The 16,465-nt window shown below is 67.9% G+C and carries 16 protein-coding genes; 6 read left to right on the top strand and 10 right to left on the bottom strand.

The annotated features are described in order from the left end of the window. Positions 1-36: 36 nt before the first annotated feature. From blaOXA to QW863_RS08120, 4 genes are all read right to left on the bottom strand, one after another. Positions 37-855: an OXA-1091 family oxacillin-hydrolyzing class D beta-lactamase gene (gene blaOXA, locus QW863_RS08135; protein WP_315714535.1), complete on the bottom strand. Its 819-nt coding sequence runs from the start codon at positions 853-855 to the stop codon at positions 37-39. 85 nt (positions 856-940) lie between these two features. Then, positions 941-1,222, bottom strand: a complete 282-nt coding sequence (locus QW863_RS08130; RefSeq protein ID WP_315714536.1) for an EscU/YscU/HrcU family type III secretion system export apparatus switch protein — start codon at positions 1,220-1,222, stop codon at positions 941-943. After that, positions 1,219-2,868, bottom strand: a complete 1,650-nt coding sequence (locus tag QW863_RS08125; protein ID WP_315714537.1) for a flagellar hook-length control protein FliK — start codon at positions 2,866-2,868, stop codon at positions 1,219-1,221. The genes QW863_RS08130 and QW863_RS08125 overlap by 4 nt, the downstream gene beginning before the upstream one ends. 61 nt (positions 2,869-2,929) lie before the next feature. Continuing rightward, positions 2,930-3,712 carry an ATP12 family chaperone protein gene (locus QW863_RS08120; protein ID WP_315714538.1) on the bottom strand — a complete coding sequence of 261 codons (783 nt, stop codon included), beginning with the start codon at positions 3,710-3,712 and terminating at the stop codon, positions 2,930-2,932. Between the two features lie 89 nt (positions 3,713-3,801). Between QW863_RS08120 and QW863_RS08115 the strand changes: the two genes are divergently transcribed. Together QW863_RS08115 and QW863_RS08110 are read left to right on the top strand one after the other, a co-directional pair. After that, positions 3,802-4,242, top strand: coding sequence for a hypothetical protein (locus tag QW863_RS08115; RefSeq protein ID WP_315714539.1), 441 nt, complete (start codon positions 3,802-3,804; stop codon positions 4,240-4,242). Positions 4,243-4,301: 59 nt separating this feature from the next. Then, positions 4,302-4,475, top strand: a complete 174-nt coding sequence (locus QW863_RS08110; protein ID WP_315714540.1) for an RNA polymerase sigma factor region1.1 domain-containing protein — start codon at positions 4,302-4,304, stop codon at positions 4,473-4,475. 15 nt (positions 4,476-4,490) lie between these two features. Here QW863_RS08110 and QW863_RS08105 read toward each other — a convergent pair whose 3' ends face one another. Beyond that, a complete protein-coding gene (locus QW863_RS08105) occupies positions 4,491-5,873 on the bottom strand; it encodes an RluA family pseudouridine synthase (RefSeq protein ID WP_315714541.1) in 1,383 nt (460 codons plus the stop codon). Between the two features lie 105 nt (positions 5,874-5,978). On the opposite strand from QW863_RS08105, the gene QW863_RS08100 reads away from it, so the two are divergent. Then, positions 5,979-6,926 carry an alpha/beta hydrolase gene (locus QW863_RS08100; RefSeq protein ID WP_315714542.1) on the top strand — a complete coding sequence of 316 codons (948 nt, stop codon included), beginning with the start codon at positions 5,979-5,981 and terminating at the stop codon, positions 6,924-6,926. A gap of 109 nt (positions 6,927-7,035) precedes the next feature. On the opposite strand, the gene QW863_RS08095 is transcribed toward QW863_RS08100, so the two are convergent. Genes QW863_RS08095 through QW863_RS08085 form a run of 3 tightly spaced genes read right to left on the bottom strand, consistent with a single transcriptional unit; the run spans position 7,036 to position 10,198 of the window. After that, positions 7,036-8,370 (bottom strand): replication-associated recombination protein A, encoded by a 1,335-nt coding sequence (locus QW863_RS08095; protein WP_315714543.1) that lies wholly within the window; start codon positions 8,368-8,370, stop codon positions 7,036-7,038. Next, on the bottom strand, positions 8,367-9,761 hold the full coding sequence (locus tag QW863_RS08090) for a DegQ family serine endoprotease (RefSeq protein WP_315714544.1): 1,395 nt from the start codon (positions 9,759-9,761) through the stop codon (positions 8,367-8,369). The genes QW863_RS08095 and QW863_RS08090 overlap by 4 nt, the downstream gene beginning before the upstream one ends. 59 nt (positions 9,762-9,820) lie before the next feature. Further along, positions 9,821-10,198: a helix-turn-helix domain-containing protein gene (locus tag QW863_RS08085; RefSeq protein WP_315714545.1), complete on the bottom strand. Its 378-nt coding sequence runs from the start codon at positions 10,196-10,198 to the stop codon at positions 9,821-9,823. Positions 10,199-10,315: 117 nt separating this feature from the next. On the opposite strand from QW863_RS08085, the gene QW863_RS08080 reads away from it, so the two are divergent. Both QW863_RS08080 and chrA read left to right on the top strand, forming a co-directional pair. Next, complete coding sequence (locus tag QW863_RS08080) at positions 10,316-11,332, top strand: zinc-binding alcohol dehydrogenase family protein (RefSeq protein ID WP_315714546.1); 1,017 nt, start codon at positions 10,316-10,318, stop codon at positions 11,330-11,332. 217 nt (positions 11,333-11,549) lie between these two features. Continuing rightward, complete coding sequence (chrA, locus tag QW863_RS08075) at positions 11,550-12,779, top strand: chromate efflux transporter (RefSeq protein ID WP_315714547.1); 1,230 nt, start codon at positions 11,550-11,552, stop codon at positions 12,777-12,779. A 78-nt stretch (positions 12,780-12,857) separates the two neighbouring features. Here chrA and QW863_RS08070 read toward each other — a convergent pair whose 3' ends face one another. Further along, a complete protein-coding gene (locus tag QW863_RS08070; protein ID WP_315714548.1) occupies positions 12,858-13,154 on the bottom strand; it encodes a hypothetical protein in 297 nt (98 codons plus the stop codon). Positions 13,155-13,504: 350 nt separating this feature from the next. Here QW863_RS08070 and QW863_RS08065 point away from each other — a divergent pair, with 350 nt between their 5' ends. Then, positions 13,505-14,968 carry a hypothetical protein gene (locus QW863_RS08065; RefSeq protein ID WP_315714549.1) on the top strand — a complete coding sequence of 488 codons (1,464 nt, stop codon included), beginning with the start codon at positions 13,505-13,507 and terminating at the stop codon, positions 14,966-14,968. A gap of 143 nt (positions 14,969-15,111) precedes the next feature. Here the strand turns inward: QW863_RS08065 and QW863_RS08060 are convergent, their stop codons facing one another. Beyond that, the gene (locus tag QW863_RS08060) at positions 15,112-16,449 is read right to left on the bottom strand and encodes a chloride channel protein (RefSeq protein WP_315714550.1); all 1,338 of its coding nucleotides are present in this window, start codon (positions 16,447-16,449) and stop codon (positions 15,112-15,114) included. Positions 16,450-16,465: the final 16 nt, after the last annotated feature.

Raw genomic sequence — 16,465 nt, 5'->3', positions numbered from 1 at the left:
CATCCGGGCTACGCCACGACATCACGGCAGTTCGATTCACACCGCGCCGATGTCTTTCAGGCAAGCCTGCGTCAGCGTCATCCGAGCCTCGACGTGGCGCGGCTCAGGGCAGTCCATGTTGAGCGCGAACACGGTCGGCTGATCGCCCTTGTCGACCCAGCCGACCATCCAGCCAAGCGCCCCCTGCTCCTTGCCGAGCAGTCCGGACTTGAAGTGAATGACGGCATCGCCGACCTTGGTCACGGGGATGATGTCGCGGGTCAGATCCTGGCTGCGCTTGGAGACCTGAAGCGCGCCACGCCTGAGGCGATCGATGAAATCGACCTGCTCGACGGGATCGATGCGAAGCGCGCCTGTCAGCCAGAACTGGTCGATGCCGCCGCCGATGTCGTGATTGCCGTAGTCGAGCTCCTCGAGATATTTCTGCATCCGCTCAGCGCCGATGCGGCGCGCGATCTCCTGATAGACCGGCACGGCGGAGACCGCGATCGCGCTGCGCAAGGTGTGATCCTTGTTCCAGGCCTCGATCGATCTCGTGACGCCATCCCATTTGAACACATCCTTGTCGGGATCCTCGACAACGCCCGTCTCCAGCGCGATCAGCGAGTTCGCGATCTTGAAGGTCGAGGCCGGCAGCCTTGCCTCGCCGGAGCGATCGGTGTCGCTGGCGATGACGAGATATTCCTCGACCTTGTAGGCCAGGAAAGTCCCCTTGGTGCCTTCGTCGGTGAAGCGCTTGGCGAGATCGCCGCGGATCTCGTTGCGCGGCGGCGCGACATGCGCGAATGAACGTGTGGGCAGCAGGCTGGCGCCGGTCATCAGGGCGAGCACGTGGCGGCGACTCATCATGGGCATCGCGAATTTCTCCGTCGTCGTCGGCTCCTCCCTATCACAGGGCGGTGACGACCGACGCATGACGGAGTTCACAAATGCGACGCGCTCAGCGCATCGGCCGCGACAGGTTGAGCACGAACACCAGCACCTCGGCGACGGCCTTGTAGAGCTCCTCCGGGATCTCGTCGCCGAGTTCGACGTTGGAGAGCGCGCCGGCCAGCACCTCGTTCTCCTCGATCGGGATGTCGTGCGCCTTCGCGACCTCGATGATCTTGGCGCCGATCGTGCCCTTGCCCTTGGCGACGACGCGCGGCGCGCCCTGGCCCTTGTCATAGTGCAAGGCGACGGCGAGCTGGGTCTTGTTGGCGGCCTTCACCTCGATGCTCATAGCGCGCGATCCAGGAAATGGCCGGCCCTGGGCGGCATCGCCGCCGGCGGCGCGCCGTCCTGCACCACGAGATCGCCCGGCGAGAGCTCGGCACGGCTGAGGGCCTGGCTCAGTTCGGAGAGACCGGCGCGCAAGCGCGCGGCGGTGACCGGACGCTCGGCCCACATCCGCACGGAGGTGCGCTCGGCGCTGAAGCTGATCATCGCATGCACCGGGCCGGCCGGCTCGACGTCGAGCGAGAAGCGCGCCCGCCAGACGCGCTTGGCGGCGTCCGGCGATTGCGTGCCGCCGTCGCGCGAGATCTCGAACTGCGCCATGGCCGTGCCCTGCGGGGTAGCGAAGGGAATCTCGAAGTTCCAGCGCGGCGGCGCGGGATCGGTGCGCGCGGTCGAGGCGTCCGGACGATCCGGCAGCGAGGCGACCTGCAGCAGGGTCTGGCGCGACAGCGCCTGGTCGGTCTCGTCGAGCAGGCGGTGCGCGATCGCCGGCAGCGGCGTGTCCGGGCCGAGCGTCGGCGCCGCCACGGCCTGCGGCATCGGTGCAGCCCCGCGGAACGGCGGCGGCGGCGTGTTGGTGCGCACGACCATATCGGCGCGGCCGTTGGCGTTGCGTCCGGGAACGAGGCCGGCGGCGCGCGGAATCTGCTGCTGCGCTTCCTGCAGCACGGCCAGCACCGTGCCGGGCGTGAGCGACTGCGCCTTGGCGCCCGTCAGGGCCTCGATCAGCGCCGCGCCGGTGAAGCCGGCAGACGCGGCGTCGGGCCGCCCCATTCCCGTGGCCCAGGGCTGTGGCGGCAGCTCGATCTCGATGTCGGGCACCAGCGAGGGTGCGCCGCTCTGTTGCTGCGCGGCGGCGGCGCGGCCGGCCTCGGACAGCACCGAGGCGTAGGAGCCACCGGGCGATGGCTGCGTCGACGCCGCCATGCCGGGCTCGGCGGTCTGCAGCACCGTCGCCAGCGTCTGGCGCAGCACGATCAGCGCCGCCTTCAGGTCGGGCGTGCCGGCACCGGCGGCGCCATTGGCGAGCGAGGATTCCAGGAACAGGCCGGATTGCTGTACGGCGTTCTGCACATCCTCCGCGGTCAGCGCCGGCGATAGCTGGGTCTGCTGCGCCAGCACCTGGGCCACGGCGGCGCGCAAGGCCGGTGGAAGGTTCGGCGAGTCGGCGACGGCCTGGAGATCGGCGAACAATTGGCCCTGGCTGCCCTGGCGGGTCGCCGCCTCCTCGCTGGCAATCGACAATGCGAGCCGCTCCAGCCCGGTCAGCGGATCCGGCGGCGGAGGCAACGCCGGCGCCAGCCGGCCGGTGACGTCGACGACGGTGGCGGCCGGCGTCGGGGTGCCGGTGGTGCCAGCGGCAGCGCTGCCGCCTTGCCCGACGATGGCGAGCTGCAGCCCTTGCGCGGTCTGCGACACGGCGACCTGCACCGTCTGGCCGGCCTGCAGCGGCAGCTCGCTCGCGAGCTCCATCGACAGGTTTCCGATCGCGACTTGGACCAGATTCTCGGCGAGCACCTGCTGCACCCTGGCGCTGACCAGTGCGCCGGCCTGCAGCGTGGTTGCTGCCGCCACCGTGGATCCGGCCGGCGAGCTGCCGACGCCGCGGACGGCGCTCACGGAAGGCGACGGGGTGACACTCTGGACCATGCGCGTACTCGGGTTACGCGCACAGCCTAGCGGTTGCCCCTAAACCCGGCGTTAACCGGCCTCAGAGCGCGGCGTCGACCGCCTGGAGGATGCGGACGGCGGCCTCGTAGTCGATCTGCTTGGCGACGCGGCGGCTCATCGCCTCCTCGTCGGCCCCCCATTGCGCGACGTTCCAGTCCTCGTCGACATGGGCTGCCGCCCAGACCTGGTCGGGGTCGCGCACCCCATGAACCAGCGCCAGCGCCAGCAGCGCCGAGCCGGTCAGTGTGGTGACGACATGCGCCGCCGCCACCGTCCACGGGCCGGTCGGCAGCGCACCGCGCGCCGCCTGAACCGCAGCCTCCGGCTGGGTCACATGCATGATGCCTTCGGACAGGATGAAATGCGCGCCGAGACTATCGCGGGCCCAGTCCAGCACCGGGTCCCAATGCTCGGCCTCGCGCGCGACCAGCCCCTCAGGATGGCCGGCCCGGTAGAGCAACAGGTCGGATTGGAGATATTTGGCAATGTCCTCGCGCACGTCATCGGTGCGGTCGACCACCGACTGCACGACGCTGTTGGCGAACCGCGTCAGCGGCATCGTGGCGGGATCGATGTTCTCACCCTGGGCCTGCCACTCGGCGGCCACGGCCGCCGCCAGCTCCCCGGCGGGAACGATGACGACGCGCCCCGACGGCGTGCGGATCGGCCGGCCGTCGAGGGTCACGTTGAAGCCGCCCTCGGCGGCGGCGGTCCCGGCCTCCTTGTAGAAGCGCTTGCGCAGCGGCGTCCGCATCGCCTGGCGCGCCGATTCCTGCGGATCGAGCGGCGACCGGCCGACGACGTCGTCAAACAGTTCACGCATCAGAATTCCAGCCCTCTCGCGGGATGATCACACGGGATCCGTTGTTTTCGCGGTAGATAAGCCCTGTCCGCCCGAAATGCGAGCTGCCGATGCGTCCCCTGCTCTCCGCTCTCGTCCTGCTCGGCAGCACCGTCCCAGCCGCGGCCGGCTTCCGCACGCCGGAATCGCTGGTGCGCAACGTCTATGCGCATTACGGCCGGGGCGCGCCGGAGCTCTCCGCCGGGCTGCCGCGGACGGCCGAGGTCGCACGGCAGTTCTTCGATCCGAGCCTCGCCAGGGCCTGGACGGCGCCGCGGCGTGAGCCCTACGATTTCCTGGTGCAGAGCCCGCGCTGGAAGCTCGGCCCGGTCGCGATCTCGATTGTGCGCAGGCAGTTCGACAAGACCTATGTCGCCGCCAGCTTCGACAACCAGGGCCACCGCGTGACGATGAACTTCATCGTGGTCAAGGGGCCGGACGGCTGGGTCATCCTCGATGTCGAAACCCCGCACGATTCGCTCACACTGTTCCTGGAGCAGTTCCGGAACTGAAGGCCGCAGCGGAAACCAATTCTCCTCCCCTTAAGCAGGCTGCAAAGAGGAGGACGACCATGAACATGCCGGAGATCGTTCGCCGGCTGATCGCGATGAGCGAGCAGGATGGCGAGATCACCTTCGACGAGTTGAACGCGCTGTGCGGATGGGACATGCCGCCCGAGAATATCGAAAACATCTTCTGCGCGCTGCGGGACGCGGGCATTCAACTCGTCGAACAGAGAGGCTGAGCGCTCCGGAGCCGCTCACTCCTCCGGCGCGTTCTCGATCGGGTCGAAGCGGTCATGCTCGAGGCCGAGCAGGTTCCAAGACTGCAGCATGTGCGGCGGCAGCGGCGCGGTGGCGTCGATGAACCCGCCGCGCGGATGCGGGATGACGATGCGGCGGGCGAGCAGATGCAGCCGGTTCTGCAGGCCGCCGGGCAGCGCCCAGTTCTCGATGTTGAAATATTTGGGATCGCCGACGATGGGGTGGCCGATATGGGCCATATGGGCACGCAACTGATGGGTGCGCCCCGTCACCGGCTTCAAGGACACCCAGGCGAGCTTGCTGGCGGAGGCCTCGACCACGGCGTAGTAGGTCACGGCGTGGCTGGCGCCCTCGTCGCCATGGGCGGCGACGCGCATGATGGTGTCGTCCTCGCTCTCCTCCTTGGCAAGATACGTGGAGATGCGGCCCTGCTTGGGCTTGGGCACGCCCGCCACCAGCGCCCAGTAGATCTTGCGCGCGGAACGGCTGCGAAAGGCGCCGGTCAGATGCGTGGCGGCGAAGCGGGTCTTGGCGATCAGGAGGCAGCCGGAGGTCTCGCGGTCGATGCGGTGCACGAGCCGCGGCTTCTGGCCCTTGGCGTCGCGCATCACCTCCAGCATCTGGTCGATGTGGCGGGTCATGCCGGAGCCGCCCTGCACCGCGAGTCCCGCGGGCTTGTTGAGGACGAGCACGTCGTCATCCTCATACAGCGTCATCGCCTTGAGGCTCTCCAGCGTCTTTCGCTCGCCCTCGGAGAGGCCGGCGCGCTCCTTCGGCGCATCGAGCTTGAGCGGCGGAATGCGGACGCTCTGGCCTTCCTTCAGGCGGTCCTTGGAGTCGGCGCGCTTGCCATCGACGCGTAGCTCGCCTTTGCGGACGATGCGCTGGATGTGGGAGAACGACAGACCGGGGAAGCGCGCCTCGAGGAAGCGGTCGACGCGCATGTTGTTCTCGTCGGCCGTGACCACCACGGTCTGCACCTTCGTCGGCAGCAGCGGCGTCTCCGGCTCGACCTTCTTCGGCGGCGGCGCCGCAGGCCTGCGCTCGGCATGCTCCGAGCTGAACCGCGCCGGCTTGCCGGCGCCGGCGCGCTTGGCCGGCGGCTGTTTGCGCGGCGCGAAGCTGTCGCGGCGATCCTCTCCCTCGGCGCGCGGCGCACGGCTGCGCTCGGCTTTGCCGCGCCCGAAATCGCCGCGCGGTGCCGCCTCGCGGTCACCGGCAAAACGGTCGCGCCGCGGCCGCTCGGCATCGGGACGCTTCGCAGACTCACGCTTGGCCGCGGCGCCTTGGCTGCGGGCTGCCTCGGCCTTCGGCCGCTCGTTGCGGCGATCGGTCGGGCGATCGGATCGGGTCTGGGTTCGCTTGATACGGCGGCTCATGGCAGGTTGCGTATCTCAAAAGCCACTGCCAGTCACGGCGAAATCGCGATAAATCCGCTTGTGAGTCGGCCCCTTGGGCCATCGATACTGATCGGAGCGAATCGAATGACGCTCACGCGACTGGGCCTGGCGATCCTGGCAGCCACGCTGGCGACGACCGCCACGCAGGCGCAGCAGAGCCCGATGCCCGACGACATCGCCTGGAAGCTGATCGAGATCGGCCGGGTCATCGCCCCGCCGAAGACCGCCGCGATCTACGCGCCGCTGCAGGCCAAGGAACCCTACACCGGCGTCAAGGTGCAGCGCGATGTGAGATACGGCACGGCCGAACGCAATCTGCTCGACGTCTTCACACCGGATGCCGCGGCCCCGCCCCGGCCCGTGCTGATCTTCGTGCATGGCGGCGCCTTCATCGGCGGCAACAAGCGCACCACGCCGGACGGCCCGTTCTACGACAACATCATGCTATGGGCGGTGAAGAGCGGCTTCGTCGGCGTCGACATCACCTACCGCCTCGCGCCGAAATTCCCCTGGCCTGCCGGCGTCGAGGACGTCGCCAGCGCGGTGCAATGGGTGGTCGCCCACGCCGCCGAGAACGGCGGCGATCCCGCGCGCATCTATCTGATGGGCCATTCGGCCGGCGCGGTGCACGTCGCGACCTATGTGGCACATCCCGAATTCCACAAGGTCGCCGGCGGCGGCCTTGCGGGCGCGATCATGGCCTCTGGCGTCTACGACCTCACCGCGACGCCGCTCGGCGACCAGGAGATGGCCTATTTCGGCACCGATCCCTCGCGCTTCAAGGAGCGCTCGTCGCTATCAGGCCTGCAAGCCTCGAGTCTGCCGCTGATGATCGTCTCCGCCGAGCTCGACCCGCCGCGCTTCGTCGAGCAGTTCGACCTGTTGAAGCAGGCCGCCTGCAAACGGCCATCCGGCTGCGCCCGCGCGGTGATGCTGCCGCAGCACAGCCACATGTCCGAGGTGTATGCGATCAATACCGAGGACGACCGGCTGACGCGGGAGATCGCGGAGTTCGTACAGACGGGCAAATAGTTGATGGTCACTTGGCATAGCGGTCTCCGAGTCAGGCGTCCGCAGGAGAGCTCGGTGTTTCCCGGCAAGCGGGCCGAGGTGAACCGAGCAAGCCGCAAGGTCAGCGATGCTACCCGCCCCTCTCCTTCCTCAGCTTCGCCCAGTAGTCCAGCCGCTTCCGGATCTCGCGCTCGAAGCCGCGCTCGGGGGGATCGTAGAAGTGCTGGCGACCGAGGGCCTCGGGAAAGTAGTCCTGCCCCGAAAACGCGTCGGGCGTGTCGTGGTCGTACTGATAGCCGGTGCCGTAGCCTTCGCTCTGCATCAGCTTGGTCGGGGCATTCAAGATGTGCTTGGGCGGCAGCAGCGAGCCGCCCTCCTTCGCCACGCGCTTGGCGGCGCCGAACGCCTTGTAGGCGGCGTTGGATTTCGGCGCGGTCGCCACATAGATCACGGCCTGCGCGATCGCGAGCTCGCCTTCGGGCGAGCCCAGGAAATCATAAGCGTCCTTGGCGGCGTTGGCGATGACCAGCGCCTGAGGATCGGCGAGGCCGATGTCCTCCACGGCCATGCGCACGATGCGGCGGGCGAGGAACAGCGGATCCTCGCCGGCGTCGAGCATGCGGGCGAAGTAGTACAGCGCCGCATCCGGGTCCGAGCCTCGCACCGATTTGTGCATGGCCGAGATCAGGTTGTAGTGGCCGTCGGCGGACTTGTCGTAGATCGGCGCGCGGCGCTGCAGGATGTCCTGCAGCTGCACCGCGTTGAATATCTCGTCCTTGCGCGCCGAGCGCCAGACCTCCTCGGCGAGCGTCAGCGCGGCGCGGCCGTCGCCGTCGGCCATGCGGATCAGCACGGCGCGCGCCTCGTCATCGAGCGGCAGCTTGCGGCCCTCGACCGCCTCTGCGTTGCTGTAGAGCTTCTCGATCGCGGCGGCGTCGAGCGAGTGGAACACCAGCACGCGCGACCGCGACAGCAGAGCGGCGTTGAGCTCGAAGGACGGGTTCTCCGTGGTCGCGCCGACCAGCACGACGGTGCCGTCCTCCATCACCGGCAGGAAGGAATCCTGCTGGGCGCGGTTGAAGCGATGCACCTCGTCGACGAACAGCAGCGTGCCCTGCCCGGTCTCGCGCCGCGCGCGCGCCGCGTCGAACACCTTCTTCAAATCGGCGACGCCGGAGAACACCGCCGAGATCTGCTCGAAATGCAACTCCGTGGCGTCTGCCAACAGCCGCGCCACCGTGGTCTTGCCGGTGCCGGGCGGGCCCCAGAAGATCAGCGAGCCCAGCGTGCGCGTCTCCAGCATGCGCGTCAGCGCGCCGTCGGGCCCGAGGATGTGATCCTGCCCGACGACGTCGGACAGCTTGTGCGGGCGCAGCCGCTCCGGCAGCGGCCGTGGCGCATCCTGCTCCATCCCCGCCGCAGCGAAGAGGCTCGGGCCTCCCTGCTGGGGACGCTTCGGGCTCATCCGCCGAGCGTGACGTTGATCTGCTGGCCGCCGCGCAGCACGGTGATGCGCCAGATGCGGGCGGCCTCGCGCGAGGCCTTGTCGAGATCGGCGGTCTTGGCGATCTTCTGGTTGTTCACGGCCATGATGACGTCGCCCTTCTGGAAGCCGACATTGGCGGCGGTGGTGCCGTCGCCCGGCTCGAGCACCACCACGCCCTCGGTGTCGGCATCGAGGTGCAGCTCGTCGGCGACCGCCGGCGAGATGTTGGCGACCTTCGCGCCCTGGAATGGCGAGCGGCCGTTGATGACCATCTCGTTGCGCCCGGTGTCCGGTGCGGTCTCCAGCGCGACCGCGACCTTCACCGGCTTGCCGCCGCGTTGCACCTCGATCTGCGCAGTGCCGCCGAGCGGACGGGTCGCAAAACGGTAGTCGAACGCGTTGGGATCATCGACGGTCTGGCCGTCGATCGACACGATCAGGTCCGACGACTTGATGCCCGCCTTCGCCGCCGGGCTGTTCGCGACCACCGAGGCGACTAGCGCGCCGGTCGGCGAGCGCAGGCCGAGGCTCTCGGCGATCTCGGGCGTCACCGCCTGCAGCCGCGCGCCGAGCCAGGGGCGCTTCACCGCCTTGCCGCCGCTCTTGGCCGAGGCCACGACGACGCGCACCATGTTCGCAGGAATGGCAAAGCCGATGCCCTGCGAGCCGCCGGATTTGGAATAGATCGCGGTGTTGATGCCGACCAGACGGCCGTTGATATCGACCAACGCACCGCCCGAATTACCGGGATTGATCGCGGCATCGGTCTGGATGAAGAACTGATAGTCGGTGATGCCGACCTGTGTGCGCGCCAGCGCCGAGACGATGCCGTGCGTCACGGTCTGGCCGACGCCGAACGGATTGCCGATCGCCAGCACGATGTCGCCGACCAGCAGATCGTCGGAATTGGCGAGGTCGAGCGTCGGAAACTGCTCCTTGGTGCCCTTCAGCTTGAGCACGGCGAGATCGGTACGGCTGTCCTTCAGCACGATCTCGGCCTCGAACTCGCGCTTGTCGGCGAGCGAAACCTTCACCTCGTCGGCGCCCTCGATCACATGCACGTTGGTGACGACGAGACCCGACGCATCGATCATCACGCCCGAGCCGAGCGAGCGCTGCATCTGCTCCTGCGGCCCGCCCTGCAGACCGAAGAAGCGGCGGAAGATCGGATCGTCGAGAAAGGGATTGCGGTTCTGCACCACCTTGGCGGCGTAGACGTTGACGACCGCCGGCTGCACGCGCTGCACGATCGGCGCATACGACAGCCGCAGCTCGGCCTGGGACTGCGGCACGCGCCGGTCCTGCGCCGCGAGCGGAGACGCGGCCAGCAGGGACAGCAGCAGGACCAGTGTGGAGCGAATCAACGACATGCGAACAATCCTGGAAAATGACGGTTTCGATATAGGCGGAACGGCCGGTGCGGCCAAGCTCAGGCGGCCTGATGCGGCGATTTGATGGTCTCTGCAACGGGCGCGCAGGACAGCCGTTCCTGGTGCCGCTCGCCCCAGCTTCTGAGAACCTCGATCACCGGCCGCAGGCTCTCGCCGACCTCGGACAGGCTGTATTCGACGCGCGGCGGCACCTCGGCATAGACCTTGCGGACGACCAGCCCGTCCTCCTCCAGCGCACGCAGCTGCTTGGTCAACATGCGCTGGGTGATGCCGGGCATCAGCCGGCGCAGCTCGCCGAAGCGCTGGCTGCCACCCTGCAGGTGGTAGAGGATCACGCCCTTCCACTTGCCGTCGATCAGATCGAGCGTGGCTTCGACCGCGCAGCCGGGACGGCGGGTGAAATTCTTCCGTTTCATCGCGTGCTGGCCCAACAGTATCCAAACGGGGACTAGTTCCCCATTTTTACAGTACTTGCTGAACTGGCGCCAGCAGGACAAACAGATCCTATCGCCAAGCCAACCAGGAGGCTGTTCATGAAGGCCGTCGGATACCAGCAGTCGCTGCCCATCACCGAGGACCGCGCGCTGTTCGATTTCGAGACCGCCAAACCCGAGCCGAAGGGACGCGACATCCGCGTCGCCGTGAAAGCGGTCTCGGTCAATCCAGTCGACACCAAGGTGCGCAAGCGCGCCGCACCGCCCGCCGGCGAAACCAAGATCCTGGGCTATGACGCCGCTGGCGTGGTCGAGGCTATCGGCCCGGACGTGAGCCTGTTCAAGCCCGGTGACGAGGTGTTCTACGCCGGCTCGATCCTGCGCCAGGGCACCAATGCCGAATTCCATCTGGTCGACGAGCGCATCGTCGGCCGCAAACCGAAGAGCCTGTCGTTCGCCGAAGCCGCCGCCCTGCCCCTGACCTCGATCACGGCCTGGGAGCTCTTGTTCGACAGGCTCGGCGCAATCCCCGGCAGGAGCCTCGACGACCGCACTTTGCTGATCACCGGCGCGGCCGGCGGCGTCGGCTCGATCCTGATTCAGCTCGCGCGCCGGCTCACCGGGCTGACCGTGCTCGCCACCGCGACGCGACCGGAGTCGCGCGACTGGTGCCTGAAGCTCGGCGCCCATGCCGTGATCGATCATGGCAAGCCGATGAAAGAGCAGATCGACGCGCTGAAGCTGCCGCCGGTCAGCCTCATCGCCAGCCTCACCCACACCGAGCAGCACTACAAGGCGATCGCCGACTTCATGACGCCGCAGGGCAAGTTCGGCCTGATCGACGATCCCGCCGAGTTCTCGCTCGCCGCCTTCAAGGGCAAGGCGATCTCGATCCACTGGGAGTCGATGTTCACGCGCTCATCTTTCACGACACCCGACATGATCGCGCAGCACCATCTGCTCAACGACGTGTCCGACCTGATCGACAAGGGCGTGATCCGCACCACCCTCGGCGACAATTACGGCACCATCAACGCGGCCAACCTCAAGCGCGCGCACGCGTTGATAGAGAGCAACACCTCCCGCGGCAAGATCGTGCTGGAGGGATGGAGCTAACTAACAGGCAACAATGGGCAAAGGCGCACCCGCAGTCTCCCCGCGCGCGAGATCGCGGTGGCGCCGTGCCCCACCATCCCGCCGATCGAAGGCATAAGATGGCCGGCAGCCGACGCGCGGTCCGATCAGCGGCCATGAGCGATCGAGACTGGCCGACGGTCCCGTTTCCCCTTAACGAAAGCCGATAAGAACCTCCTCGCGACTGGAACGAACGTCCGTGAGCAGCCTGAAGTCCGCGACCAACCCGCCCGCCGATCACGGCCGGCGCTCCGGATCACCGCTCGAGGTTCTGCGGATCTTCCTCACGCTCGGCCTGACCTGCTTCGGCGGTCCGATCGCCCATATCGGCTACTTCCGCGACGAGTTCGTCGTCAGACGGAAATGGATCGACGAGCATGCCTATGCCGATCTGGTCGGGCTGTGCCAGTTCCTGCCCGGCCCCGCCAGCAGCCAGGTCGGCTTCTCCATCGGGCTGATGCGGGCCGGCTATCTCGGCGCGCTCGCCGCCTGGACCGGCTTCACCCTGCCGTCGGCCGCCGCGCTCGTCCTGTTCGCCTATGGTGCGGGCCGATTGAGCGGACCGATCGGCAGCGGCCTGCTGCACGGGCTGAAGCTGACCGCGGTCGCCATCGTCGCGCAGGCGGTCTGGGGCATGGCGCGCTCGCTGTGTCCGGATCGTGCGCGCGCCTCGATCGCGGTCGCCGCAACGCTCATCATCCTGTCGAGTACGGCCTCGGTCGTGCAGATCGGAGCGATCGTCCTCGGCGGGCTCGCCGGCCTCTGGCTCTGCCGCGGCGAGGCGGCGCCGTCGGGACACGTCGCGATCCCCGTCTCGCGGAGCGTGGGGCTGATCGCGCTCGCGCTGTTCGTTGTCCTGTTGGCGGGACTTCCGCTGCTGCGCGGCGTCACGGGATCGACCGGCGTCGCCTTGTTCGATGCCTTCTATCGCTCCGGCGCGCTGGTGTTCGGCGGTGGACATGTCGTGCTGCCGCTGCTGCGCGAGGCCTTCGTCGGACCTGGCTGGCTGAGCGACGACGCCTTTCTCGCCGGCTACGGTGCGGCGCAGGCCGTCCCGGGCCCGCTCTTCACCTTCGCCGCCTATCTCGGCGCCGTCGTCGGTCCGGAGCCGCATGGGATCGTCGGGGCCGCGCTCGGTCTCCTCGGCATCTTCCTGCCGGGCATGCTGGTCCTGCTCGCCGCGCTGCCGTTCTGGGACTCGTTCCGCAAACGCGCCGGCGCCCAGGCGATGATGCGGGGTGTCAACGCTGCGGTGGTCGGTGTGCTGGGAGCGGCCCTGTACGACCCGGTCTGGACGACCACCGTCCACAACGCCGCGGATTTTGGCATCGCGCTGGTCGGTTTTGTCCTCTTGGTCGCCTGGCGCGCGCCGCCGCTCGTCGTGGTCACGTTCAGCGCCCTAGCCGGCGTCGCAGCCGCGCTGGTGTGAGCGGCGGCGCCGCCGCATCACGTGGTGGCAAAGCACCGCCGAAGCGGCGCTTTGCCACCAGCGAGCTGCCGTGCGCGGCTAATTGTGCTTCTTCCAGAAGATGCGCGCGCCCTGCACGGATTGCGCGACGTTGATGCGGGCACGCTCGAACGGCGTCACCACGCCGTCCGCCTTGGCCTTGTTTTCCAGCTTCTGGACGTGGATCTGACCGCGGACGAGCTGCTGCGCCTCCGGATAGGTCAGCCGTCCGCTCGCGATGCCGTTGTAGATGCGATGTGACTGGTTGTGCTGCCGCGCATCGATCAGCGGCGTGCCCGCAAGGCTTGCGCCCGACATCAACGCGAGCAGCAACGCAGCGGCCATGATGGACTTCATTTCACTCTCCTGTGGTTGCTGTCCACTGGCGTGAAGACCTCATTGTCCGCACTTCTCCAGCGAACGGCCGCCAGGATGCACGCGATCCGTGGTGTCAACCGTGCCTGCGCTCACACTGCAGCCCGTGTCGGCCGGTGAAGACGAATGCTGCCGCGAGCCGCATTCCACTGCCGCGAGGGGCGTCCGAAAAAAATTGCGGACTGAGTGAGCTGCCGGTCTTGCAAATCTCACCTTTGGGTGCATGTTCGCCGCGCACTACTTTTGAATGAATCATTTTTAACAATCATTTGCGACGCATGGCGGCGAGATTCATCGGCCCATCCCAGCGCGCACATCAATGGAGACCGGCCATGAAGACGATTCAGTGGCTCATGCTCACTTTCGCGACGACCGTCACCGCGAGCGGCCTTGCCGGCGCTCTCAACCCCGCCAGCGCTGCGCCGCCGCCGCCGGCGAAGAACTGCCCGGCCTTCGGCTGGTCGGAAGGACTGGGCAATTATCTCAAGCCGGACGCCGCCTTCCCCACCTCCGACACCAAGACCATCCCGACGCCGGACTGCAATTTCCATCAATGGTCGTGGGAAGCGTTCGTCTGGGCGACAGCGCTGGTGAAGGACTCGGGCTCCGGCGCCGCCGTGCCGCGGTTCATGACCTTGGCGACGCCCGACGAGCTGCTCGGCAACGCCGAGAATGCCGGCGCACCACGGCCGCGCCCGCTGACGCTGGCGGCCCGCGCCCAGGTCTTCCACGGCACGGCCGGCTTCACCGAAGGCGCCGGCGCCATCGTCGAAGCCGACGGCAACATGCTGGTCGCACAGAACGGCTATCCCGTCTACGCCTCGGTCCACATGAACCAGGGCTATTTCAACACGGCGCGCAAGAACCTGATCGCGACCGGCGGCTACCAGAGCCAGCCGGCGGATTCATCCTTCGCCGTGGGCGATGCGGTGTTCAAGGCGACGTGGCTGCGGCTCGACCCCGGGCAGGCACCGCCTGCGGGCGCTTATACGACCCAGGCACAGGTGCCGGTGCTGGAGAACAACGTCACCCCCGGCCTGATCACGATTCGCCCGACGCCCGGCAAGTTCGTCACGGTGACCGTGGCGCTGATCGGCTTGCACGTGGTCGGCTACACCGAGAACCACCCCGAATTCCTGTGGGGCACGTTCGAGCTGAAGAACAACTCGCCGCAGACGCCGGACAACACCTTTGCGCCATCGGCAAGCCGCTCCGATCCGAAGAGCTACACGCTCTACAAGGGCCGCACGCCGTTCTCGCAGGTCAACATCGCGGCGCTGCCCGGCGCCAACCGGCCGCAACTGCGGCTCGATCCGGCGACCCAGAAGCTGACGCCGGTGACCAACGTCGTGCTCGAGAACCAGACCGGCGGCGAGAACCAGCCCAACGGCGTCGGCAACATCTTCGCGATCACGGCGCAAGCCCAGGGCTTTCTCTCCGGCCTGAAGGGCCCGCAATCGACCTTCGCGAGCTACAGCCTCGACGGCACCGTCTGGATGCTCCCCAACTCGTACAATCTGAACAGCAACCAGACCAGCGCAGTCGGATCGGTCAATCTCGCCAATGCTACCGCCGAGACCTTCGTGCAGAACGCCGACAACACGCCGATCAAGAACGTGCTGAACTGCTTCCTGTGCCACAACCCGACGTCCTATTCGTTCCAGACACCGCCGCCGGCCAAGCTGCCGAACCGGCTGATCGCGCTAAGCCACGTGCTGTCGATCGGCTCGCCCTACGAGGTGCCGAACTCGATCTCCGGCCGGCTCTTGATGCGGCCGGATCCGTTCAGGAAGTAGGCCGACGAGCCTTGCGCGGCGGCGCCGGCAACGGGGCCGCCGGCAGCCCTTTCGAGCCGATGGCAGATCTCAGGATCTGCCATCAAGCGATTGAACCGACAGCCGTTATCGGCGCGCTCCGAACATGGTGGATGAGCGCTTGGTCAGGACGGCGCTGTGGCCTGCTTCGACTCCTGCGCGGCCTCAGCCTTGGTCTCAGCTCGGGCGACGAAGCCCTTGGCGAGAGCGTGATAGAGCCCCTCCTCGCAGATCAGACGCGAGGTGCCGTAGGCGATCAGCGAGGCCATCATCAGCGGCACCACCATGGCGTGGTTGTCGGTCATCTCGGTGACGATGACGAAGGCGGTGATCGGCGCCTGCACGACGCCGGCGAAATAGGCGACCATGCCGAGCAGCATGATCGGCGCCAGTAGCGACTGCTGGAACAGGCTGGCGACGTTGGCGCCGATCCCCGCCCCGACGGCGAGCGACGGCGCGAAGATGCCGCCAGGAATGCCGCTGATCGCAGCAAAGGTGGTGGCGAGGAATTTCAGCACGCCGAAATCGCCCGGCAGCGGCGTGCCGGTCTCCAGCGCCCCTTTCACCTGGGCATACCCGGTGCCGTAGATGGTATCGCCTGACGCCAGCCCGCACAGCGCGACGGCAAAGCCGCAGGCGAGCGCGAACGGCAGGGGGTGGCGCTTGATGAGCCGGCCGGATGCCCCGGGCAGCCCGCGCGCCATCGTGATCAGGATGCGGCTGAACAGGCCGCCGGCGGCGCCGCCCAAGACCCCGCAGACGGGCACCGCCAGCCAGTCGATGCCCTTGCCGAGCGCGATCGGCGTCGTGCCGAAATAGGCGTAGTTGCCCATCAGGGCCAGCGAGGTCAGGCCAGCGGCGATCACGGTGGCGATGACGAGGCTCGAGGTCCGTGTCTCGAAGGCACGGCTCATCTCCTCGATGCCGAACACGATGCCGGCCAGCGGCGTGTTGAAGGCGGCCGCGACCCCGGCGGCGGCGCCGGCCAGGATCAAGCCCGGCTGCCGCCGCGGCGACAGCCGGCCGAGCGCGAACATGATGGAGGCGCCGACCTGCACGGTCGGCCCCTCGCGGCCGACCGAGCCGCCGCACAGCAGCCCGAGCAGGGTCAGCAGCACCTTGCCGATGGCGATGCGGATCGACACCAGCGGGCTGCGCGCGCTCGTGTCCGTCAGGTGGCGCGCGGCGATGGCCTGCGGGATGCCGCTGCCTTGCGCGTTCGGGAAGAAGCGCTGGGTCAGATAGACCGACAGCGCGAAGCCGGCGGGCGTCACGATCAGTGAGGCGTAGCGTGATTTCGACAGCAGCCAGTTGAAGGCGAGCTGGGCCAGGTCGGCGAGCTCCGCCAGCGCCACCGCCGCCGCGCCCACCACCAGGCCGCCGGCCACGAACAGCACCCGCCGCTGCCACCGCGCCGAGGTCAGCTTGAGCCAACGCCTGCGGCGGGGGGTGATGGTCAGCATGGGCGCAACAGAGTCC

Source organism: Bradyrhizobium sp. SZCCHNR1017, from assembly GCF_032381375.1.
In the GTDB taxonomy this organism is placed as follows: Bacteria; Pseudomonadota; Alphaproteobacteria; order Rhizobiales; family Xanthobacteraceae; genus Bradyrhizobium.
The sequence above is the reverse complement of the archived record's forward strand: the minus strand, read 5'-3'. Positions and strand labels throughout refer to the sequence as shown.